The organism is Mesorhizobium sp. P2_B11 (assembly GCF_056404855.1).
Map to the genome: position 1 here is coordinate 211,455 of NZ_JBFUDF010000005.1, position 21,658 is coordinate 233,112.

Genomic DNA, 21,658 nt, shown 5'->3' on the forward strand with positions numbered 1-21,658 from the left:
AGATCATCAAGCAGCCGCTGCTCCGGCGGATCAATCAGCGGAAATCCCTCAGGTGGGGTTGGCCATCATCACCGGCTCGGCAAACTGGGGGCTTGCCTTCCCGGAAGATGTCGAATTCGAGGGTGTGCGCACCTTGCGGCGGGACATGAGTTTCGAAACGCCTTTCGGTCGCACCGACAACTGGAAGCTGCTCGAGTTCGATGCGTCGATTACAGCCGAAGGCAAAGCGAAACATGCCTTGTGCATGTATTCGCACGGCAATCCCCGCGACCATATCGACCATTCCTGCCATCGCCGGGCGTTCTGGGTCTTGATGCAGGCGGGTGTAAGGCAAGTCCTGGCCTGCTCCACCATCGGCGCCGTCAACAAGGCGATCCAGCCCGGAGACATGGTGGTGAACGCCGATATCATCGAACTGTCGCAGACCCCGTTTTCACTGCTGCCTGGCCGCCAGAGCTTCGACTGCTCGGGCAAGCAGATCGTATGTCCCAGATGTGCGGCAGTTCTGGTCGAAACCGCCCGGCGCCATTGGCCTGCCGAATGCCGCGTCCATGGCATCGAACAGCAGTTGGTCGCTGCCCACTGCTACGGGCCGCGACTGACAACTCCCGCCGAAGCCTTGGCGTTTCGCAGCATGGGCGCGGATGTGCTCAACCATTCGATCGCCCCTGAGGCGACCTTGTCGCGCGAGATCGGTGCATGCTTCGTGCCCTTGGCGTTCGTAACCGCCGGATTCAACGACTATATGGACCGCAATCGCCAGAAATTGTTGCAGGAGGACGTGTTGCCGAGCCTCTCCATGACAGCCTCGCGGGTCGCGCTGGAGACCGCGGCACGACTTCCGGTCAATCCGGAATGCTCTTGCCACGGTTTGAAATCGCCTCAACCGGAAGAACGTTCCAGCCGCTTCTAGCCAAGCGGCACAAAAATGCCGTCGATGGCCGGATCGCCCTCAGTGCTGACCAGGCCGCGCGCCACCAGGTCTTCGAGATGGGCTAGCACCGACAGGCCGGCGGCACCATGCAGACGCGGGTCGGTGTCACGGTAGATCGCTTTGACCATGTCGGGAATAGTCCGGTCGCCGCCCCGGATCCGCTCCAGGATCGCCCGTTCGCGCATCTTGCGATGCGTCTTCAGCCCGCGCATGAAGCTGCGCGGCGCGGTTACCGGGCCGCCATGGCCGGGCAGCAGCAGGCGGTCGCCGCGCGCGATCAATCTGTCGAGCGAGGCCATGTAGTCGGCCATCGCCCCGTCGGGCGGCGCCACGATCGAGGTCGCCCACGCCATCACATGGTCGGCCGAAAACAGGATGCCGGTGCCTTCCAGCGCAAACGCCGCGTGATTGGCGGTATGGCCCGGCGTCAGCACGGTTCGGATCGCCCAGCCGTCACCCCCGATCAGCGCATCGTCGGGCAGCGCGATGTCCGGGACGAAAGCCGTGTCGGCGCTGGCGTCGAGCGGATTGATCTCGCCGATCCGCAGCGGCCGCGCCGGGCGGTGCGGGCCTTCGGCCAGCACGTCGGCCCCGGTGTGCGCTTTCAGCCGCGCGGCCAGTGGAGAATGGTCGCGATGGGTGTGGCTGACGAAAATATGGCTGACCGGCCGGTTTGCGATCGCCTCGAGCAGGGTCTGGAAATGCGCCCCATCATCCGGACCCGGATCGATCACCGCCAGCGTGTCATGCCCGACAATGTAGCTGTTGGTGCCGTGAAAGGTGAACGGACTGGGGTTTTTGGCGGTGACGCGCAAAACGTCCGGCGCAACGGTGACGCCCTGGCCATAGGCCGGATCGAAGCTGGTGTCGAATTTGAGCGCCATGGCGGTGTCGTTGAATCCCTGTTCAGGAAGACGGCAAAACTGATTGCCGCATAACACGGAAGCCAATATAGGAAAAAGCGAGGCCGCGACCTGCGGCAATCCGGATTGGGGAAGACCATGGCACTTGCAACGACGATGCGCCCGCTTGTTTCTCTCGCTTTGCCCCAGGAGGGTGCGCTGCGCCTGGCAACCCAGCTTTTGCTGGCGATTGCCGGAACGCTGCTTTTGACCCTGTCGGCCAAGACGAAAGTCGTGCTCGGGCCGGTCGATATCTCGATGCAGACGCTGGCCGTCCTGCTCATCGCCACCGCATTTGGCCTGCGGCTTGGCGTCGCTACCTTGCTTCTCTACATGGCCGAAGGCGCCATGGGCTTCCCGGTCTTCCAGAGCACGCCTGAAAAGGGCATCGGCATCGCCTACATGATCGGCGGCACCGGTGGTTATCTCGCGGGCTTCGTCGTCATGGCGGCAATCGTCGGCTGGGCCGCCGATCGCGGCTGGGATCGCCACCCGATCAAGCTGTTCAACGCCATGCTGGTTGCCGAAATCGTCATGATGGCCATGGGCTTTGCCTGGCTGGCTACCTTGATCGGCGTGGAAAAGTCGTGGCAGTTCGGCGTCCTGCCGTTCATCCTCGGCGACCTGATCAAGGTTGCGCTCGCCGCCAGCCTGGTGCCGGCGGTATGGTCGCTGCTGCCGAAGCAGTCCTGAGACTAGGCAACAGAAATGAGCCGGCGGGTCCAAGCCCGCCGGCTTTTTGTTGTCACGCGTCCACCACGATGGCGGGAGGCCAGTTTGCCAAATCGCCGCGCCCATTGCAGCGCCAGTCTGTGGCCAGTCGGGCAGCAGCTTGTGGCCGGTCGGTCAAAATTGCCGCGAGATGGCAGATGCAGAGCAATTCTGGTGCAGATCCAGCGCCGAGATTGAATTGACAAGACATTGCGCGATACCTAAGCACGGGCAACTTGATTTCAGGGCGGGGGCCTCGGCAATTCAAGGAGAGCTTGTTGAAAGGAATCATCCTTGCAGGAGGCAGCGGGACGCGTCTTTATCCCTTAACATTAGCGATCTCTAAGCAAATCCTGCCGATATACGACAAGCCGATGATTTTTTACCCGCTGAGCGTCTTGATGCTCGCGGGGATCCGGGAGATTCTGATCATTTCGACGCCACGCGACTTGCCGATCTTTCGCGAGTTGCTGGGTGACGGTTCGGAATTCGGGCTCGAATTGTCCTATGCCGAACAGCCGCAGCCCAACGGGCTTGCCGAAGCCTTCATCATCGGCCGCGACTTCATCGGCAAGGACAATGTGTCGATGATCCTCGGCGACAACATCTATTTCGGCGAGGGCCTGTCGCAGCTCTGCCGCACCGCTGCGCAACGGGAAAACGGCGCGTCGGTGTTCGCCTACCATGTCGAGGATCCGGAGCGCTATGGCGTGGTGTCGTTCGACAAGCTCACCGGCACCGCTTTGACGATCGAGGAGAAGCCGGAGAAGCCGAAGTCCAACTGGGCGGTCACCGGCCTTTATTTCTACGACAACGATGTCGTCGACATCGCTTCGACGATCAAGCCCTCGGCGCGCGGCGAGCTCGAGATCACGGCGGTCAACAACGTCTATCTTGAGCGCGGGCAGCTGCATGTGCATCAGCTCGGCCGCGGCTATGCCTGGCTCGACACCGGCACGCATGACAGCCTGCATGAAGCTTCGTCTTTCGTGCGCACCATCGAGCATCGCCAGGGCATCAAGGTCGCCTGTCCTGAAGAAATCGCTTTCGAGCAGGGTTGGCTGACCGCCGACAAGGTGCTTGAGCGCGCCACGCGCCTGGGCAAGAACGAATACGCCGCCTATCTGCGCCGGCGTGTCGCCGAGCTGACGGAGAATTAAAGTGCTGGAAGTCAGGCAGCTCGGTTTGGACGGCGTGCTGGAGATCGTGCCGAAGCGGCACGGCGACGCGCGCGGCTTTTTCACCGAAACCTGGAATGCCGAGGGCTTTGCCGAGGCCGGCATCGACTTGGCGTTCGTCCAGGACAATCATTCCTATTCGGCGGCCGCGGGTGTCGTGCGCGGGCTTCACTATCAGCTGCCTCCACGCGCGCAGGACAAGTTGCTGCGTGTGATCAGAGGCAAGATCCTCGACGTCGCGGTCGACATTCGCCGCAGCTCGAAAAGCTTCGGCAAATGGGTCGCGCTCGAAATATCGGCCGAGAAAGGCAACCAGATCCTGGTGCCGAAGGGTTTCGCGCACGGCTTCGTCACGCTCGTGCCGGACACCGAGGTTCTGTATAAGGTCACCGACACTTATTCGCCGGCGCACGACCGATCGATCCGTTTCGACGATCCCGACATCGGCATCGATTGGCCCTCGCCAGCCGGCGCCTTCGAGCTCTCGGCCAAAGACCTCAAGGCGCCGACGCTTGCCAATGCCGAGGTGTTCGCATGACGCGCGACGATGTGAGGAGAGCGCCATGAATTTTCTGGTGACAGGCGGTGCCGGCTTCATTGGCTCGGCGGTGTGCCGGCATTTGTGCGCCAATCCGGCCTACCATGTGACCAATCTCGACAAGCTTACCTATGCCGGCAATCTCGCCTCGCTGCGCACGATCGAGAATGCGCACAACTACAAATTTGCGCAGGCCGACATTTGTGACGAGCGGGCGGTCCTCGACATCCTCCACCGTGACGAGATCGATGTCGTCATGAATCTCGCCGCCGAAAGCCATGTCGACCGATCGATCGACGGACCCGGCGCCTTTATCGAGACCAACATCGTCGGCACCTACCGGGTGCTGAATTCGGCGCTCGAATATTGGCGCGGCCTTGGCGAGGACAGGAAAGCCCGCTTCCGCTTCCATCATGTCTCGACCGACGAGGTGTTCGGCGATCTGCCGTTCGACGGCGGCATGTTCGTCGAGGAGACGCCTTATGCGCCGTCCTCGCCCTATTCCGCCTCGAAGGCGGCGTCCGACCATCTGGTGCGGGCCTGGCACGAGACGTACGGCCTGCCGGTCGTGCTCTCCAACTGCTCGAACAATTACGGGCCGTATCACTTCCCCGAAAAGCTCATCCCGCTGGTGATCCTCAACGCGCTCGACGAGAAGCCGCTGCCGGTCTATGGCGCCGGCGCCAATGTGCGCGACTGGCTGTTCGTCGAGGATCATGCCCGCGCCCTGGAGCTGGTCGCCACCAAGGGTCAGCCGGGTGAGAGCTACAATGTCGGCGGCAATTCCGAACGCACCAACCTTGGCGTCGTCGAGACGATCTGCGATCTGCTCGACGTCAGGCGTCCGCGCAGCGGCGGCCGCAGCTACCGCGATTTGATCAGCTTCGTCACCGATCGGCCCGGCCATGACCGCCGCTATGCCATCGACGCCTCCAAGATCTCTAGGGATCTCGGCTGGGCGCCGGCGGAGAGTTTCGACAGTGGTCTGGCAAGGACGGTCGACTGGTTCCTCGACAACAAGTGGTGGTGGGGGCCGATCCGCGAGCAGCGCTATGCCGGCGAGCGTCTGGGGCAAGTCCAGTCCCGGGGCCATGTCGAAGGCAGGAAGGGCGCGGCGTGAGGCTGGTTGTCACCGGACGCGACGGCCAGGTCGCCACCAGCCTGCTGGCGGCTGGGCAAGGCCGCGATGGCATCGAGGTCGTCGCAGTCGGCCGGCCGGCCTTCGACCTGGCGCAACCCGACACGGTGTTCGACGCCATCGCAGCAGCGCGGCCGGATGTCGTGGTATCGGCGGCCGCCTACACCGCGGTGGACCAGGCCGAGGATCAGCCCGAACTGGCTTTCGCGGTGAACGCCGTCGGCGCCGGCAAGGTCGCCGAGGCGGCGGCCCAGCTCGGCGTCCCCGTCATCCATTTGTCGACCGACTACGTCTTCGACGGTTCGAAGGACGACGCCTATGTCGAGACTGACGCCACCGCGCCGCTCGGCGTCTACGGCGCCTCGAAGCTTGCCGGCGAACAGGCGGTGGCAGCGCTCAATCCGCGCCACCTGATCCTGCGCACGGCCTGGGTCTACAGCCCGTTCGGCAAGAATTTCGTGAAGACCATGCTGCGGCTGGCGGGCGACCGTGACGAGATCGCTGTCGTCGCCGACCAGTGGGGAAATCCGACTTCGGCGCTTGATATTGCCGATGCGATCCTGCATGCGGCGGCGATGTTGCGCGACGACAAGGCGTTTGACGGCTACGGCATCTATCATCTGGCCGGCACCGGCGAGACCAACTGGAGCGGCTTTGCCCGTCATATACTCGACACAAGCGCGCGATACGGCGGGCCAACCGCGCGGGTGCGCGACATCGCGACAGTGGACTATCCGACCAGGGCCCGACGTCCGGCCAATTCGCGCCTGTCGACGGCGAAATTTGCAGCTGCATTCGCATCGACGGTGCCGGATTGGCGGCAATCGACCGGGCTTGTGGTGCACGGGATCTTACAAGGCTGACGGATGCACAGACAACAAGCAACGCGACCGTTCGGAATCAGCCTATGCTGTATCTCCGCACCTAATATTGCCACCTCAAAGGAACCGTCATGAACGCGGGTGTATCAATAATCTGGCTGCGGCTCGCGCAGTTCGACATCCGGCTTCGGTACCGAAACTCGACCTTCGGACCCCTGTGGATCACGCTGAACACGGCGATATTCGCCATTTCGGTTGGGCTTCTGTATGCCGTTCTGTTCAAGCAGCCGGCAGCGGAATTCATACATCATCTGGCGACGAGCATAGTTCTTTGGCAGTTTCTATCCGGGACGATTACAGAGGGATCCGAGACTCTCATAAACTCTCATGATCTCCTTTTGAACACCCGGATTTCACCGGCCTCGTGCATATTTCGTTGCGTCTCCAAGAACGCAATCATATTGATGCACAACGTATTGATCGTCTTCGTAACGCTTATAATTGCCTACCCGAACTCGAGCTATAATATCCCCATGTTCATCGTCGGAACCGCGCTGTTGACGGTTCACGCGGCCTGGATATCGACGATCGTATCGATAGTCTCGGTGCGGTTCAGGGACGTGCCGATGATCACCGCTGCTGTTATGCAGCTTCTGTTCATGCTCTCGCCGATCATCTGGACGGCAAAGGTAGTTCCCGCAGGCTCGCCATTCCTGGTCTACAACCCTGTCACCTACATCATCGATGCGGCGCGAACCCCGCTGCTGGCCGGCGGCACCGACTATATGAGCGTTCTCGTATCCGCCATCCTTGCCGTCGCAGGCAGCATCGCCGCCTACCTTCTGTATCGAAGGACAGAGCACCGAATCCCCTACTGGCTCTGAACCCCGGCGCCCGTCACACAATCGTATTGGATCTCATGTCATCGCCATCCATCCACCTAAGCGACGTCACCGTTCGAATTCCGGTCTGGTCCGCTCCGGCAAATCGCTCCCTCAAGCAGGCCGCGCTCCGGTTCACCACGGGCGGGCGGCTGCTGGCCGGTGACTCCGGCCGCTTCGAGGTCGCCGCTCTCGATGGCGTGTCGCTCGATCTCAAGGCCGGCACGCGGTTGGGGCTGAGCGGCCACAACGGCGCCGGCAAGACGACCCTGTTGCGGGTCCTGGCCGGCATTCTCAAGCCCACCAGCGGGACGGCAGTCATACATGGCGACACGGCCGTTTTGATAAAGCCGTCCATGGGCCTGTCTCCCGAGCTTACGGGTCGGGAGTTCATCCGGCTGCAAAGTCTCATGACCGGGATAGCGCCGCGGGAAATCGAACGTCAGACCGATTCGATCATCGAATTTTCGGAACTGGGCGACTTCATAGATTTGCCCGTGCGTACCTACTCGTCCGGCATGCAGACCCGGCTGTCGTTTTCGGTTGTCACTGCTTATCCGGCCGATATTGTGCTGCTCGACGAGGGGCTGGGCACCGGCGACGCGTCATTTCAAAAGAAGGCCAGCGAAAGAATGGAGCATTGGCTCAACAATGCTGCCATCGTCGTGCTGGCATCGCATTCCGATGCCCTGATCCGGTCGATGTGCAGTTCGGCGGTGTTTCTCGAGAAGGGGCGCGTCGTGAGAGAGGAGACGTTTGGCTAATGCGTCGTCAGCTGACTGCCACGCTCGCCGGCGCCGGTGCTCGAATCTTCGGGCACCAGGATCTGAAACAATCCTACCACAAGGTCTTCGACCCCGCCGTTCCCCTGCAAAGCTACAAGAGCCGGCTTGCCTATTGGTGCATGTCGGCGGCGCATCGCCTTGGCATGCTCTCCGACCTGCAATTGTCCTATCTGTCGCAACTGCCGCTCGTCCCGGCGGTGGCTCCGCCGAACCATGTCTATGATCACGAGTTCTTGAACCTGCGGCTGAATCGCATCTATGACTTGCCGGATGTCGAAATAGACGAGCGCCGGCCGCAGACGATCAATGTCCTGGTTCCTGCTTTCGACTTCAAATCGATCTCGGCCGGGTTCTTCGGCGTTTTCCAGATGGCACTGTTCTTGCGCAAGACGGGCATCAACGTTCGCCTTGTCCTGTTCGATAACTTCTATTTCAATATCACCGACTTCCGGGAAAAGGTTTTGAAATACCCCGGTATGGAGGGCATCTTCGACGACCTCGAAGTTGAGTATATCGGCGAGAGGCGGAAACCTCTTGCTATATCGCGATACGATTACGCTGTGGCGACCGTTTGGTATTCGGCCTATTTCGCGGACAAAATAACGGCACGCACCGAGAACAAGAAATTTATCTACCTGATTCAGGACTATGAGGCCGTGTTTTATCCAGCCAATAGTCTCTACGCCGTTGCAGATCGTACCTATGCGATGGACTACGACGCGATATTTTCAAGCGAAAGCCTTATGCAGTTCTTCGTTTCCAACGACATCGGCGGCATAAAATCTCGCGGCATGTCGCATACGTTTTTCAACAACGCCTGCTCGTCCAATCTCCTGCCCAAGGACATGTTCATCCAGCGCAATCTTGAGAAGAAAAAGAAGACGATCGTCTTCTATTCTCGGCCGGTTGTGGATCGGAATATGTTCGAGCTGACAGCTTTGGCCCTTACGACGGCCTTCAGACGGGGCATCTTTGACCCCGAGGAATGGGATTGCGTGGGTATGGGCCTGGGAGAAGGTGTCGTCGAGCTGAAGCCCGGGGTCCGATCGGTTTCGCTGCCCAGGATGGACCTCAGCAAATACATCGAGGAGGTCTCGGGATTTGATATCTGTCTTACGCTGATGGCTTCTCCGCATCCGAGCATGATCCCGATGGATCTTGCCGGATCCGGCTGTGTCGTGGTGACAAATACCTTCAAGACAAAGACTGACGACTATTTGAAGGGTCTTAGCGAGAATATCATCCCGGCCGCTCCGGAATTGAATGAAATCGTTTCAGCTTTAGAGCTGGCAAAGTCGAGGAGTGGGGACCTGGAGGAGAGATATAGATTTGCCAAGGCAATGAGGTACCCACGTGATTGGGACCAGTCGCTCACTGCCAAGCATCTGAATTTCTTCAAGCGCCGCCTGCAGGTTCGCGCGCAAAAAGAAGCCGTCGACAAACATTAGCCGTCATGATTTTTTCGATGGGCCGGCACCGCGATCGGCGGGGCGACTGCGAACATCGGGATACTAGGAGCGTAAGACGGTGGCGATGGCTACATCACACAAAGCGATCAGACTTGCGTCGCCGGACGGGCCACGAACCTTGATAGTGGTCGGATGTGGACGGGGCGGTACCAGCCTCGTGGCCGGAGCGGCGATAATCCTGGGTGTGCCCATGGGATCGTCACCCGACTCCGTCATCCATGAGGATCTGGAGCTTGTTTATGCGGCTCAGGGTCGGGACCTGGATGGCCACCTGATCGATGGCTCTGCAGATGTCGGCTTGCAGAAGCTGGAAGAGATCATCGAGGCGAGAAATGACGCCAACGATCTTTGGGGTTGGAAAGATCCGTCTGCCGATCTCTATCTCGGGGCAATAGCAGAGGTGGTGAGGAACCCGTTCATCGTGTTCGTCAACCGCGACATGGCCGCGGTCGCCCAGTCCGAAGTCAAGCAGATGCAATCCTCGATCGAGCAAGCCTATGACCTGGCGCTGATCCGATACAGCAGATATTGGGAGTTGCTGCAGCGATTGCAGTGGCCGACGCTCCTTCTCAGTTATGAGCGTGCGCTGCTGAATCCCGAGGCAATGTTGTGCGAGATCGCGGATTTTTTTGGACTTGAGCTTCCCAGCGAAAAACAGCGTGATCTCATCAAGAGGTTCGCTTCCGGGCGGGATTATCAGCAACTGGACTTGGCAGACGCTGCTGTCTAGGCTTGTTTGCAGGCTTTCGGGGGGCTTTCGCCGAAGGGGCGAGGGACAGTGGTGACAGAGAAGTGGCCGTGGCATGGGGGCGCATGCATTGGACCAGCCTGTGTTGGGCTTCATCGTTGGTGGTGTGCAGAAATCCGGCACCACCAGCCTGTTCGGCTATCTCAGGCAACACCCGCAGTTGGCGACGCCGTCCGTCAAGGAGATGCATTTCTTTGACGACGAAACGCAGGACTGGTCAGCGCCGGACTATCGCAAGTTGGGAAGCTATTTTTCCGAAGATGCCGGGGGAGGCATCGGATTTGACGTGACCCCGATCTATCTGTTCTGGCCGCCATCGCTGGAAAGGATAAAGCGATACAATCCCGGAATGAAACTTGTCTTCATCTTTCGCGATCCGATCGAGCGAGCGTGGTCGCAATGGCGCATGGAGACAGGCAACCGGTCGGAGCATCTGCCTTTTCACCTGGCGATCCGACAAGGCCGCTGGCGGCTCAAGGGGTTGGATCAGACCGATCCGGCGTGGCGTGTGTATAGCTATGTCGAACGGGGCTTTTACGCACGCCAGCTGCGCCGGCTGTTTGCCTTGTTCCCAAGGGAGAATGTCCTGCTCCTGCGTTCACAGGATCTGCTGAGGGATCATCAAGCTACGCTGGAGTCCGTTGCCCGTTTCCTCTCCATCCAACCGTTTCCTTCCCTTGCCGCGCGAACCGACCATCTTGGGAGACGATGCAAGGACGAGCTTCGGCCGGAGGATGTGACCTATTTGCGCGAGATTTTTTACGATGACACCGCCGAATTCTCCAGACTTTCAGGGCTGTCGGTTTCCGATTGGCCGACTATGGATCAGAGCATGACGGTGGAAGGCTGATGAAGCGGCCAAATATTCTCTTCATCGTGGCTGACGACCTCAATTCCTGGATTGCGCCATTGGGCCGCCATCCGGACGTCAAGACGCCTGCAATCGACCGGCTCGCATCGCGCGGAACGACGTTCCTGCGCGCCTACTGCACGGCACCTTATTGCAATGCCAGCCGGATGTCCGTGTTCACCGGATGTCTGCCGACGACAACCGGCGTCTACCAGAACGAGCCATTCTGGGAGGCGCCGCTGCGCAGGGTCACGCTGCTCGAGCGCCTGCGCGAGGCCGGGTATTTCTGCATGGGTGCGGGCAAAGTCTTCCATGGCAGCTTCGATTACGCCGATGCCGGGCGCAACAAGGCATTGTCGGCAAAATGGAACGAATTCTCGAACCGGCCGGCATTGTGGGACGAATTCCATACGCCCGTCGCCGAGCCGATGCCGCTGCATCGGCCGCTCAACCGCATGTTCGACTTCGATGATTTCCAGAATGTAGCGTCGATGAATCATCACTTCGACTGGGGCGCCATCGAGCCTGCCCGTGAGCCGGAGATGCCCGATTTCAAGACCGCAGACGCAGTTTGCGCCTTCCTCGAAAGACCGCACGAGCAGCCGTTCTTTTGCGCGACGGGTTTCTACAAGCCGCATTTACCCTGGTACGTTCCGCAGCGGTTCCTCGATCTTTATCCTCTCGACAAGGTCAGCCTGCCCTTTGTCAAAAATGACGACCTCGACGACGTTCCCGCCATCGCAAAGGCCTGGGCCCTCTCGCCGCCCGACCACGAAACCGTCCTGAAGCACGGCCAATGGCGCAACGCCGTCCAGGGCTATCTCGGCGCCATCTCCTACTGCGACAGCCAGATCGGACGCGTGCTTGCCGCCCTGTATGCTTCGCCCGCGGCCGACAATACAATCGTGGTCGTTTGGGGAGACAACGGGTTCCACCTTGGCGAAAAACTGCATTGGCGAAAATTCGTGCTGTGGGAGGAAGCAACGCGAGTGCCCTTCATTTTGGTACCGCCTCGGGGCATGGCGACGTTGCCTCGTGTCGAACAGCCGGTCAGCCTGGTTGACCTGTTTCCCACGCTTCTTGATCTTTGCGGGCTCGAGCCGCCGGCCGACATAGACGGTCGTTCCCTTATGCCTTTGGCGCAGGGCGGCGAGATGGAAGACCATTGTGCGATCATGACATGGTTGCGCGGCAATCATTCCGTCCGATCAAGCCGCTGGCGCTACACGCGCTACTCCGATTTGTCGGAAGAACTCTATGATTTGAGCGCCGACCCCTACGAGTGGAACAATCTGATCGGTGACGTGCGCTTTGAGAAAACGCGTCTGGATCTTGGCGCACGCCTCCCGTCCGACCGTCGAGATTGACGGTCAGCTAAGGGCAGTTCCAAAAAAATATCTGGCGATGGCCTCAACTCCACGCTATGCGATACAAAAGCGGCGGGGCTGGGGATTGGCACTCTAAACAGGTGATCGGTGACGGGTTTCCGTCGCTCTCGCATCACGTTAGTGTCCATGTCCTTGCGCCTGGAGTTCAGTACTACCCGATGACATCCTATGTAGAAGTCGTGTCCGGACTTCGTCCGAAGATGCGGCGCGCCATTATAATGATCCAGGACATTGTCATGGTCCTGGTGGCGGTGGCGCTGAGTCTCGGGCTTTCGCAGTCGAGACTTTCATTCGACGCGCTCTCCTGGCCGGGCCTGGCGTGCTGGGGGAGCATCGTTTTTCTCAGCCATCTCCTGTTTCGCTATTGCGGCCTCTACAACACCGTTTGGCGTTTCGCCTCCACGCCGGACTTCTTCAACATTCTGAAGAGCTGCGCGATCCTGACCGTCACGCTCTACGTCGTCTCGCTGGCGGTTCGATGGTTTCAGCCGGTGACGGGTCTCAACGAGCGCCAGTTCATTGTCTTTTTCCTCGTCTCCTTCACCATCATTTCGGCGCCGCGGCTCTACTACCGGTTCCTGCGCGACGGGGCGAGCTGGCGAATCCTGAGCCGCAACGCGAGCAATGTGGCGATCAAGCAGGCGTTGTTCGTCGGCAGGCTCGGCGAAGCAGACGTCATCATTCGGTTCACGCGCACAGCAGAGCCGGCCGAATATTCCATCGCCGGCATCATGGCCATCGAGAACGGCGCGCCGTTGGGCACGCAGATCCAGGGCGTCCCGGTGGTGGCCGTGCGGCCCCGCCTCGTGGAGGTCCTCGAAGAATATGTAAGGGGCACCAAAAGCCTCGACATGCTGATTTTCGGCAATGGCACCGAACGCGAGATCGAGGAATATTCGGAGCTGGTCCGCGTTGCCCGCCACAGCGGCATCGCCGTCGTCCAGTTCTCCGGCGTCTCGGAACTCGGGCAGGGCGGAAAGCTGGTTCTCGACGCTGTCGAGATGGAAACCATCCTGCGCCGCTCCACGGTTCCGTCGGATGTTGAGCGCATTGGCGGCTTCGTCAGCGGCAAGCGCGTCCTGGTGACCGGCGGCGCCGGCTCCATCGGCCGCATCCTGGTCAAGCGGTCGCTGGAACTCGGCGCCGAGGCAGTTCTGGTTGCCGACATCTCGGAGTTCGGGATTTTCCAGCTCGACCAGCAGGTCGACGAAAAGGATCATGCCCGGCTCAAGAGCCGCATCGTCGACGTCACCGACCGGCGCCAGATCACCCGCGTCGTCAGCGATTTCAAGCCCGACATCATCTTCCACGCCGCCGCGCTCAAACATGTGCCGCTGCTCGAGGAAAACTGGGAATCGGCGATTCAGACCAACATTTTGGGTACTCTCGTCTGCGCCGAGGTTGCCGCCAAATGCGGGGTGCCGCAGTTTCTGCTGATTTCCAGCGACAAGGCGGTCGATCCGACCTCGGTGCTCGGCATGACAAAACGCGCCGCCGAGCAGATCGTCTCTTCGCTGCACGAAACGCACGCCACCGAACCCAATGGCCGTCGCTCCGGCACCAAGTTCATCGCCGTGCGGTTCGGCAATGTCTTCGGCTCCAACGGTTCGGTCGCCACCATCTTCCAGGCGCAGATCGAGGCCGGCGGTCCGGTCACCATCACCGATCGTCGCATGACCCGCTACTTCATGACGGTGGCCGAAGCCGTCGACCTCGTCATCATGTCGGCGGCCGATGCCGAGCGGCGCCAGGGCAAGGACGATTACGCCATCTACATGCTCGATATGGGTAAGCCGGTGCCGATCCTCGAAGTCGCCGAAACCATGATCCGCATGGCCGGCAAAAGCCCCTACACCGACATTCCGATCCGTTTCACCGGGATCAGGCCGGGCGAGAAGCTTCACGAGGTGCTGCATGGCGGCAATGAGGAGATTGTCGCGCTCGATATCCCCAAGATCTTCGGCCTGCGAACCGATGTCGTCGGATGGCCCAAGGTTCAGGCGGCGCTGACATCGCTGCAGGCGACCATGCGCGATCAGGACAAGGCCGCAGCACTCGCCGTCATGGCCGGGCTGCATCAGGTCGAACAGCCTCAAGCCGATGCGCGCCGCGAAACTATCGCGAAAACAGTCGGACAAGCCGGTTAAACCCTGTCCTGATCGACCGGGATTGGCTATTGAAACCAACCGATGGCCTTTCCCAGGCGCTTGCAGATGATTCTCAACCAGTGAGCAGACAAGATCAGCGCGTGGCCGTGCTGCTGGGCACCAAAGATGGCGCGGCTTTCCTTGACGAGCAGCTCGCCTCGCTGCTGGCGCAATCGCATCCTCTTGTCGACCTCTGGGTCTCCGACGACGGTTCGACGGATGGCACTTCTGCCATCATCGGCGCCTGGCGGAGCCGCTGGTCTAAGGGTCGCTTGACCCTGTCCAGCGGTCCTCACCAGGGCTTTGCCGCCAACTTCCGCTCGATGATCATCGATTCGCGCATCGATGCCGACTACTACGCCTTCTGCGATCAGGACGACATCTGGGAGCCGGACAGGCTGGCGAGCGCCATTGCCTGGATGCAGGAACACGATGCCGGAACGCCGCTGCTGTTTTGCTCGAGGACCGCGACCATGTCCGAAACCGGGGCGGCGCAAGGGCATTCGCCGCTGTTCCTGAAGCCGCCGTCGTTTCGCAATGCGCTTGTGCAGAGCATTGCCGGCGGCAACACCATGATGATCAACCGCACGGCGCGAAAGTTGCTGGCGAAAGCATCGGCAAGAACAGAGTTCGTCAGCCATGACTGGTGGACCTATCTGATCGTCACCGCCGCCGGCGGCATTGTCCGCTATGACCCTCGACCGCTGGTGCGCTACCGCCAGCATGAGGCAAACCTGGTCGGCGCCAACGTGTCGTGGAAGGCGCGGCTGTCGCGGCTGGGGCGCCTGTTCAAGGGCGAGTTCGCCGTCTGGACCGATCACAATCTCAGCGGTCTGGCGGTCAATCGCGACATCCTCAGCAAGGATGCCGCCGCTTGCCTTGGCCTGTTCATCAGGGCGCGCAAGGGGGGTGTCTTGCGACGCCTGCGTCTTCTCAGAAAAAGCGGCGTCTATCGGCAGACACTGACTGGTACGCTTGGGCTCTATTTGGCCTTCATCTGGCGGCGGATCTAGATTGGCTATGACGGGACCCAAACGAGCTTTCGACCTCGTCGTGGCGGCGGTTCTGTTGCCGCTGACCTCGCCGGTTATCCTGCTTGCCATGCTGGCAATCAGGCTGTCGTCGCCTGGACCCGCCTTGTTTTCGCAACCCCGTGTCGGACAAAATGGCGTGCTGTTTGCCTGCCACAAGCTGCGGACAATGGTGGTGGGAACGCCGTCTCTGCCCTCGCATCAGGCGCCGTCAAACTCCGTCACCGCCGTCGGCGCGGTGCTGCGAAAATTCAAGATCGACGAACTGCCACAGCTGTGGAATGTGCTGAAGGGCGAGATGAGCCTGGTCGGGCCGCGTCCATGCCTGCCCACGCAAACCGAGCTGATCGAACGCCGCAGGCAATTTGGCGTGCTTGCGGCCCTGCCGGGCATTACCGGGCTGGCGCAGATGAAAGGCATCGACATGTCGGATCCAAAACTCTGCGCCGAGACCGATGCCGAATATCTCAAAGCGGCCTCGATCGGCCTCGATATCCGTATTCTTGTGGGTACGATCTTCTAACCAGAGCATGATCCCTGGAAGTGGCCCCGATTTTCGGACGAGATCATGCTCAAATAGACAGCCGAGCAACGCCGGATTTGTAGCGGCGCGCGAGCTCGGTCAGTTGTTCGAGCGTGTCGGTCCGTGGCACCCAGCCTTCGGATACCAGCAGCGACGGATCGCATATCTGCGTCGCAGTTATCGCTTCCCACGCCTTGGCCTTGCCAATCAAGGTCAATACTGTCCGCATCAGACCTGCGGGCACTTTGGACAGTTTCAACGAGTAGCCATAACCGTCCCGGAAAGCCCGGATGATGGCCGAGGCCGGCAGCGGCGGCAGGTCGCAGACGACATAGACGGGGCGAAGTGGCTCCGGACGGCTAAGCAGATAAACAGCGGTGCGCGCCGCGCTCTCGCATGACATCAGCGATCGTACGCCGCTGAAGACGGCCGCCGGCAGCGCTATGCTCACAGGCATGCCGCCCAAGCGCATCAGATTCGCCAGGTTTCCCTTCATGCCTTCGCCATAGATCGGCGGCAGGCGCAGCGCCGTGGCATCGACGGGTCTGGAGGCATAGGCTTCCAGCATCCTGATCTCGCCTTCGCGTTTCGAGCGGCCATAGGCGCATTGCGGGGCAGGCGGCGTCGCCTCGCTGATCGTTCCACTGAAACCGGGACCGGCGACTGCCCGGATCGATGACAGATAGATGAAGCGCCCGCTTGCCCGCCAGGCGGCAGCGCGCGCCAGCTGGGCGGTCAGCGTCGCATTGGCGGCGAGAAAATCGGCCTCGCTCGCCTTGCGGTCATTGTTGAGAGCCGCGCAGTGGACGACATGGGTGATGTCTTGCATCAGCGCCTGGAATGCCTGGGCCGGCGCGTCGAAGTCCGGCAACAGCACGACATCGCTCGCGGCATCGAGCTGTTTTGGGTGACGCGATGCCATGCGCACCTCGAACCCGGCTTCGCCAAGCTGGTTGACGACCTGCCTGCCGATGAAACCGGTCGCACCTGTGACCAGCACTTTCACGGCGGGCTTGCCTGCGGCGTAAAGGCTGGTTCCGGCAACGCCTGTTGCCGGCCCGAAGCAAGGTAGGTCCCGGACACCAGGAACACCATCAGTGTCGAATCGAGGATGTCGTGGCCGACCAGGATGCCGGTCAGGCCGCCGATGAGATAGGTGATCACGGTAACGACAATCATCGTGGCGCCGAACCGCTCGATCGTATCGGTGCTGGTGCGCAGCACGATGGCGGCGTTTCTCGCGGCAACGACGAAAACAGCCGCGAGCGTAATGGCGCCAAGCAGCCCCGCCTGCACCAATGCCGTCAGGAAGCCATTGTGGAAATGGCTGAAGCCCACGGACGGCATGTTGAACTGATTATGGAATCCATCCTTTATCAGCTCACGGCTTGCAGCAATGCCGTGACCGAAAATCGGCATGTCGTGGAAGGCGCCGAGGCCGATCTGCCAAAGGGCTGCGCGCAAGCCGAGCGCGGTTGTGTGGTCACCCTTCGTGGCAAGCGCATCCCAGTCGCTGAACAGGAAGGCCGCGCGCTCGGAAATGATGGGCAGACCGACGACAGCGATGACGATGCCGGTCGCGCCCGCAATCAGCAAAAGGCGAATGGCGTTTCTGTTGTTGAGCTTGCGACGGTTGATCAGCAGGACGGCGATGCCGGCCACCAGCATCGCCAGCCAGATGATCCGCGATCCCGAATAGAGGATGGCGACAGTCCCGGCCAGCACCGCGCAGGCCAGAAAGGCTTTGTTCTTTTCGATGTTGGACAAGGCGCCCGCCAGGCACATCATCACGCTGAGGCAAGCGACCGTTGCAAACACGATCGCATTGCCGGCGCCGCCTTCGGCCCGTATGCCCAGCCAGTAATATTGCACGATCGCCAGCAGCAGGGCGCCAAAGCAGGCTGCGGCGCTCGCCAGCACGACGATGCGCGCCAGCGTGGTTTTCTCGGTGATGCTCCAGGTCGCGTATGAGACGGGGAAAAACAGGAAGGTGATCAGCCCCACCAGATTCGGCGCATCCCTGGCGATCGAATTGTTGACGATGGAGGCAAGCACGCAAGCTGCGCAATAGACATAGATAGCCACCGTCATGGCGACCATCGGCCGGTCGATGTTGAAGCGCCGTCTTTTCAGCGCAAGCAGAACCACCGAACACAGGCCGCCGCCATTGAACACAAAGCTGACCGCCGACCCCAGCACCGGCGGGCAAAAGAAGCAGAGAATGGAGAAGGTGATGTTGATCCGTGACGGCGAGAGATGCTGCTTGATGGCGGAAATCGGGGTCAATGCTCTGGTTCACAATGCGCTGGGGTCGCTTGGCGACGGAGAGTGTTTTGGCGGCGGCTTTTGCGGCATCCCGGGCGATGCGGGTTCAGGAGCCGGTATAGCCGCTGGGTTGGGTTTTCGATAGTGCGGCGAGGATCTTGCAGCCATCGAAATCGGTGGCGTGGCCGCATCGCATAGCGGAAGCATCGACGGGCCCGGCCGTTTTCCCAGGGTTCCGGCAAGATTTTTCCCGCCCTTTGGCGGCGATCAATCTCCCGGGCAGGAATTTCCGGATTCCGGGCTTTTCATGGAAAATTCGTTCCCGATCGGCTTGGTCGCCGGCCTTTCCAGCGTTGTTATATCAGGTGGCTATCTGCTAGAACGCCGGCACGAACCGATAGTGTCCAGCAGTGAAGCTTGAACCGGGCGGCCGAAAAGGACGCCCGATCCATCTGATGCAAGGTCTGGATGGCACGAGAGAACGCTCACAGTCCATGAACATCGCGCTTACGCATCTGCAGCGGCTCGAGGCCGAATCCATCCACATCTTCCGTGAGGTTGCTGCCTCCTTCTCCAAGCCGGTGATGCTCTATTCCGTCGGCAAGGATTCCTCCGTGCTGATGCATCTGGCGATGAAGGCTTTTTATCCGGCCAAGCCGCCTTTCCCCTTCCTGCATGTCGACACCACCTGGAAGTTCCGCGAGATGATCGCCTTTCGCGATCAGATGGCGCAGAAGCTCGGCTTCGACCTTTTGGTCCATGTCAATGAAGACGGCGTGCGTGACGGCATCAACCCCTTCGACCACGGCTCCAACACCCACACTCATGTGATGAAGACCGTGGCGCTGCGCCAGGCGCTCGACAAATACGGTTTCGACGCCGCCTTCGGCGGGGCACGGCGCGACGAGGAGAAGTCGCGCGCCAAGGAGCGCATCTTTTCCTTCCGCAACGCCCAGCATGTCTGGGACCCGAAGAACCAGCGGCCGGAAATGTGGAAGATCTTCAACACCCGCATTTCGCCGGGTGAATCGATCCGCGTCTTCCCGCTGTCGAACTGGACCGAGCTCGACATCTGGCAGTACATTCTGCAGGAGAACATTCCGATCGTGCCGCTCTATTTCGCCAAGGAGCGGCCGGTGGTCGAGCGCGACGGCATGCTGATCCTCAAGGACGATGACCGCATGGTGCTGCGCCCCGGCGAGACGGTCGAGAACCGCCTGGTGCGCTTCCGCACCCTCGGCTGCTATCCGCTGACCGGCGCCATCGAATCCGAGGCCGACACGCTGGAAGCCATTGTCGGCGAGATGCTGACGGCGCGCACCTCCGAGCGCCAGGGCCGCCTCATCGACCGCGATGAAGCAGGCTCGATGGAAAAGAAGAAGCGCGAGGGGTATTTCTGAGCATGCGCCACATTCTGGCCAAGAGCCTCGCCCCCACCGATCAGATCCGCGAATACATGGCGGCGCAGGAGAAGAAGTCGCTGCTGCGCTTCCTCACCTGTGGCTCGGTCGACGACGGCAAGTCGACGCTGATCGGCCGCCTGCTGTCTGACACCAAGCAGATCTTCGAGGATCAGCTTGCCGCACTCGAGCGCGATTCGCGCAAGCACGGCACCACCGGCGACGACATCGACTTCGCGCTGCTGGTCGACGGCCTTGAGGCCGAGCGCGAGCAGGGCATCACCATCGACGTCGCCTACCGCTTCTTCGCCACGCCCAAGCGCAAGTTCATCGTTGCCGACACGCCCGGCCATGAGCAGTACACCCGTAACATGGCGACCGGCGCTTCGACCGCCGATCTCGCCATCGTGCTCATCGACGCGCGCCAGGGCGTACTGCGCCAGACCCGGCGCCACTCGATCATCGCCTCGCTGCTCGGCATCCGCCACATCGTGCTTGCCGTCAACAAGATCGATCTCGTCGGTTTCGACCAGGCGGTGTTCGACCGCATCGTTGAGGAATACCGGCAGTTCTCGCACGAGCTCGGCTTCCAGACGATCGTGCCGATCCCGATGTCGGCCCGCTACGGCGACAACGTCACCAGCCGCTCCGACAAGACGGCATGGTATTCCGGCCCATCGCTGATCGAGCATCTCGAAACCGTATCGGTCGACGAGGCCGCGGTCGAACTGCCGTTCCGGTTTCCGGTGCAGTATGTCAACCGGCCCAATCTCGACTTCCGCGGCTTTGCCGGCACCATCGCGTCCGGCCAGGTTGCGCAGGGCGACGAGGTTGTCGTCGCCAAATCCGGCAAGGCCTCGCGGGTCAAGCGCATCGTCGCGCATGGCGGCGATCTCGCCCAGGCCGTCGCCGGCCAGGCCATCACCCTGGTGCTCGACGACGAGGTCGAAGTCTCCAGAGGCAACATGCTGGTGTCGCCCGCAGCTAGACCGCAGGTCGCCGATCAGTTCGCCGCCAACATAGTCTGGTTCGACGAGGCAGCGCTGCTGCCCGGCCGCTCCTACATCCTGCGCACCGAGACCGACCAGACCAGCGCAACCGTCACCGACCTGAAATACCGCGTCAACGTCAACGATTTCGCCCGCGAGGCGGCAAAGTCGCTCGACATGAACGAGGTCGGCATCTGCAACATCTCGACCCGCGCGCCGATCGCCTTCGACACTTTCGCCGACAACCGCACCACCGGCGCCTTCATCCTGATCGACCGCATCACCAACGCCACGGTTGGCGCCGGCATGATCCTGCACACGCTGCGCCGCGCCGAAAACATCCATTGGCAGTCGCTCGATGTCGGCAAGCGCGGCCGCTCCGACCTGAAAGGCCAGCGCCCGGCCGTGTTCTGGTTCACCGGGCTTTCCGGTTCGGGCAAGTCGACCATCGCCAATCTGCTCGAGAAGAAGCTGTTCGCCTCGGGGCGCCACACCTACATTCTTGACGGCGACAATGTCCGCCACGGCCTCAACCGCGATCTCGGCTTCACCGATGCCGACCGCGTCGAAAACATCCGACGTGTCGCCGAGGTCGCCAAGCTGATGGCCGATGCCGGGCTGATCGTCATCGTCTCTTTCATCTCGCCCTTCGCTGCCGAGCGGCGCGTGGCCAGGGAACTGATGGCCGAGGGCGAGTTCGTCGAGGTGTTCGTCGACACGCCATTCGAGGAATGCGCCCGGCGTGACCCGAAAGGCCTTTATGCACGGGCGCTGAATGGCGAGATCAAGAATTTCACCGGCGTCGATTCACCCTATGAAGCGCCTGAAAATCCCGAAATCCATCTCAAGACGCTCGGCAAGACGGCCGAGGAGATGGTAGAGGCTCTGGAACACTGGCTGAACGAGCGCGACATTGCTGAAGACCAATACGAAGCCGGCGGCGGCATCTGACGACGAGGT

The 21,658-nt window shown here is 61.0% G+C and carries 20 protein-coding genes; 17 read left to right on the forward strand and 3 right to left on the reverse strand.

Annotated features, from left to right (window positions below):
- The first annotated feature begins 52 nt into the window (after positions 1-52).
- Positions 53-913: a phosphorylase family protein gene (locus tag AC1DYJ_RS17710; protein WP_477285919.1), complete on the forward strand. Its 861-nt coding sequence runs from the start codon at positions 53-55 to the stop codon at positions 911-913.
- Here the strand turns inward: AC1DYJ_RS17710 and AC1DYJ_RS17715 are convergent.
- Complete coding sequence (locus tag AC1DYJ_RS17715; protein WP_477285604.1) at positions 910-1,818, reverse strand: MBL fold metallo-hydrolase; 909 nt, start codon at positions 1,816-1,818, stop codon at positions 910-912. The genes AC1DYJ_RS17710 and AC1DYJ_RS17715 overlap by 4 nt on opposite strands.
- A gap of 117 nt (positions 1,819-1,935) precedes the next feature.
- On the opposite strand from AC1DYJ_RS17715, the gene AC1DYJ_RS17720 reads away from it, so the two are divergent.
- The 14 genes from AC1DYJ_RS17720 to AC1DYJ_RS17785 all read left to right on the forward strand — a co-directional run bounded on the left by AC1DYJ_RS17720 (position 1,936) and on the right by AC1DYJ_RS17785 (position 16,044).
- Entirely contained in the window at positions 1,936-2,529 is a 594-nt protein-coding gene (locus AC1DYJ_RS17720) for a biotin transporter BioY (RefSeq protein ID WP_477285606.1), read from the forward strand.
- Positions 2,530-2,825: 296 nt separating this feature from the next.
- Entirely contained in the window at positions 2,826-3,707 is an 882-nt protein-coding gene (gene rfbA / locus AC1DYJ_RS17725) for a glucose-1-phosphate thymidylyltransferase RfbA (RefSeq protein WP_477285608.1), read from the forward strand.
- Between the two features lies 1 nt (position 3,708).
- Complete coding sequence (gene rfbC, locus AC1DYJ_RS17730; protein ID WP_477285610.1) at positions 3,709-4,263, forward strand: dTDP-4-dehydrorhamnose 3,5-epimerase; 555 nt, start codon at positions 3,709-3,711, stop codon at positions 4,261-4,263.
- Positions 4,264-4,288: 25 nt separating this feature from the next.
- On the forward strand, positions 4,289-5,383 hold the full coding sequence (gene rfbB / locus AC1DYJ_RS17735) for a dTDP-glucose 4,6-dehydratase (protein ID WP_477285611.1): 1,095 nt from the start codon (positions 4,289-4,291) through the stop codon (positions 5,381-5,383).
- A complete protein-coding gene (gene rfbD / locus AC1DYJ_RS17740) occupies positions 5,380-6,264 on the forward strand; it encodes a dTDP-4-dehydrorhamnose reductase (RefSeq protein ID WP_477285613.1) in 885 nt (294 codons plus the stop codon). The genes rfbB and rfbD overlap by 4 nt, the downstream gene beginning before the upstream one ends.
- Before the next feature lie 89 nt (positions 6,265-6,353).
- Complete coding sequence (locus AC1DYJ_RS17745; protein WP_477285615.1) at positions 6,354-7,106, forward strand: ABC transporter permease; 753 nt, start codon at positions 6,354-6,356, stop codon at positions 7,104-7,106.
- 35 nt (positions 7,107-7,141) lie between these two features.
- Positions 7,142-7,867 (forward strand): ABC transporter ATP-binding protein, encoded by a 726-nt coding sequence (locus tag AC1DYJ_RS17750; protein WP_477285617.1) that lies wholly within the window; start codon positions 7,142-7,144, stop codon positions 7,865-7,867.
- The gene (locus AC1DYJ_RS17755) at positions 7,867-9,336 is read left to right on the forward strand and encodes a rhamnosyltransferase WsaF family glycosyltransferase (RefSeq protein WP_477285619.1); all 1,470 of its coding nucleotides are present in this window, start codon (positions 7,867-7,869) and stop codon (positions 9,334-9,336) included. Before AC1DYJ_RS17750 ends, AC1DYJ_RS17755 begins: the two co-directional genes overlap by 1 nt.
- Before the next feature lie 85 nt (positions 9,337-9,421).
- A complete protein-coding gene (locus AC1DYJ_RS17760) occupies positions 9,422-10,087 on the forward strand; it encodes a sulfotransferase (RefSeq protein WP_477285921.1) in 666 nt (221 codons plus the stop codon).
- Positions 10,088-10,175: 88 nt separating this feature from the next.
- Positions 10,176-10,955 carry a sulfotransferase family protein gene (locus tag AC1DYJ_RS17765; protein ID WP_477285620.1) on the forward strand — a complete coding sequence of 260 codons (780 nt, stop codon included), beginning with the start codon at positions 10,176-10,178 and terminating at the stop codon, positions 10,953-10,955.
- Positions 10,955-12,322, forward strand: a complete 1,368-nt coding sequence (locus tag AC1DYJ_RS17770; RefSeq protein WP_477285622.1) for a sulfatase — start codon at positions 10,955-10,957, stop codon at positions 12,320-12,322. The genes AC1DYJ_RS17765 and AC1DYJ_RS17770 overlap by 1 nt, the downstream gene beginning before the upstream one ends.
- 179 nt (positions 12,323-12,501) lie before the next feature.
- The gene (locus AC1DYJ_RS17775; RefSeq protein WP_477285624.1) at positions 12,502-14,490 is read left to right on the forward strand and encodes an SDR family NAD(P)-dependent oxidoreductase; all 1,989 of its coding nucleotides are present in this window, start codon (positions 12,502-12,504) and stop codon (positions 14,488-14,490) included.
- 80 nt (positions 14,491-14,570) lie between these two features.
- Positions 14,571-15,503 (forward strand): glycosyltransferase family 2 protein, encoded by a 933-nt coding sequence (locus tag AC1DYJ_RS17780; RefSeq protein WP_477285626.1) that lies wholly within the window; start codon positions 14,571-14,573, stop codon positions 15,501-15,503.
- 7 nt (positions 15,504-15,510) lie between these two features.
- Positions 15,511-16,044: a sugar transferase gene (locus tag AC1DYJ_RS17785; protein WP_477285628.1), complete on the forward strand. Its 534-nt coding sequence runs from the start codon at positions 15,511-15,513 to the stop codon at positions 16,042-16,044.
- A gap of 49 nt (positions 16,045-16,093) precedes the next feature.
- Here AC1DYJ_RS17785 and AC1DYJ_RS17790 read toward each other — a convergent pair whose 3' ends face one another.
- Together AC1DYJ_RS17790 and AC1DYJ_RS17795 are read right to left on the reverse strand one after the other, a co-directional pair.
- Positions 16,094-17,050, reverse strand: a complete 957-nt coding sequence (locus AC1DYJ_RS17790) for an NAD-dependent epimerase/dehydratase family protein (RefSeq protein ID WP_477285630.1) — start codon at positions 17,048-17,050, stop codon at positions 16,094-16,096.
- Positions 17,047-18,330 carry an O-antigen ligase family protein gene (locus AC1DYJ_RS17795; protein ID WP_477285632.1) on the reverse strand — a complete coding sequence of 428 codons (1,284 nt, stop codon included), beginning with the start codon at positions 18,328-18,330 and terminating at the stop codon, positions 17,047-17,049. The genes AC1DYJ_RS17790 and AC1DYJ_RS17795 overlap by 4 nt, the downstream gene beginning before the upstream one ends.
- A gap of 473 nt (positions 18,331-18,803) precedes the next feature.
- Here AC1DYJ_RS17795 and cysD point away from each other — a divergent pair, with 473 nt between their 5' ends.
- Together cysD and cysN are read left to right on the forward strand one after the other, a co-directional pair.
- The gene (cysD, locus tag AC1DYJ_RS17800) at positions 18,804-19,709 is read left to right on the forward strand and encodes a sulfate adenylyltransferase subunit CysD (protein ID WP_477285634.1); all 906 of its coding nucleotides are present in this window, start codon (positions 18,804-18,806) and stop codon (positions 19,707-19,709) included.
- A gap of 2 nt (positions 19,710-19,711) precedes the next feature.
- A complete protein-coding gene (cysN, locus tag AC1DYJ_RS17805) occupies positions 19,712-21,649 on the forward strand; it encodes a sulfate adenylyltransferase subunit CysN (RefSeq protein ID WP_477285636.1) in 1,938 nt (645 codons plus the stop codon).
- The last annotated feature ends 9 nt before the right edge of the window (positions 21,650-21,658 follow it).

Coding starts and splice junctions, on each gene's coding strand:
- AC1DYJ_RS17715 (WP_477285604.1), bottom strand. CDS start 1,818: ATGGCGCTCAAATTCGACACCAGCTTCGATCCGGCCTATGGCCAGGGC.
- AC1DYJ_RS17720 (WP_477285606.1), top strand. CDS start 1,936: ATGGCACTTGCAACGACGATGCGCCCGCTTGTTTCTCTCGCTTTGCCC.
- rfbB (WP_477285611.1), top strand. CDS start 4,289: ATGAATTTTCTGGTGACAGGCGGTGCCGGCTTCATTGGCTCGGCGGTG.
- AC1DYJ_RS17745 (WP_477285615.1), top strand. CDS start 6,354: ATGAACGCGGGTGTATCAATAATCTGGCTGCGGCTCGCGCAGTTCGAC.
- AC1DYJ_RS17750 (WP_477285617.1), top strand. CDS start 7,142: ATGTCATCGCCATCCATCCACCTAAGCGACGTCACCGTTCGAATTCCG.
- AC1DYJ_RS17755 (WP_477285619.1), top strand. CDS start 7,867: ATGCGTCGTCAGCTGACTGCCACGCTCGCCGGCGCCGGTGCTCGAATC.
- AC1DYJ_RS17760 (WP_477285921.1), top strand. CDS start 9,422: ATGGCTACATCACACAAAGCGATCAGACTTGCGTCGCCGGACGGGCCA.
- AC1DYJ_RS17770 (WP_477285622.1), top strand. CDS start 10,955: ATGAAGCGGCCAAATATTCTCTTCATCGTGGCTGACGACCTCAATTCC.
- AC1DYJ_RS17775 (WP_477285624.1), top strand. CDS start 12,502: ATGACATCCTATGTAGAAGTCGTGTCCGGACTTCGTCCGAAGATGCGG.
- AC1DYJ_RS17785 (WP_477285628.1), top strand. CDS start 15,511: ATGACGGGACCCAAACGAGCTTTCGACCTCGTCGTGGCGGCGGTTCTG.
- cysD (WP_477285634.1), top strand. CDS start 18,804: ATGAACATCGCGCTTACGCATCTGCAGCGGCTCGAGGCCGAATCCATC.
- cysN (WP_477285636.1), top strand. CDS start 19,712: ATGCGCCACATTCTGGCCAAGAGCCTCGCCCCCACCGATCAGATCCGC.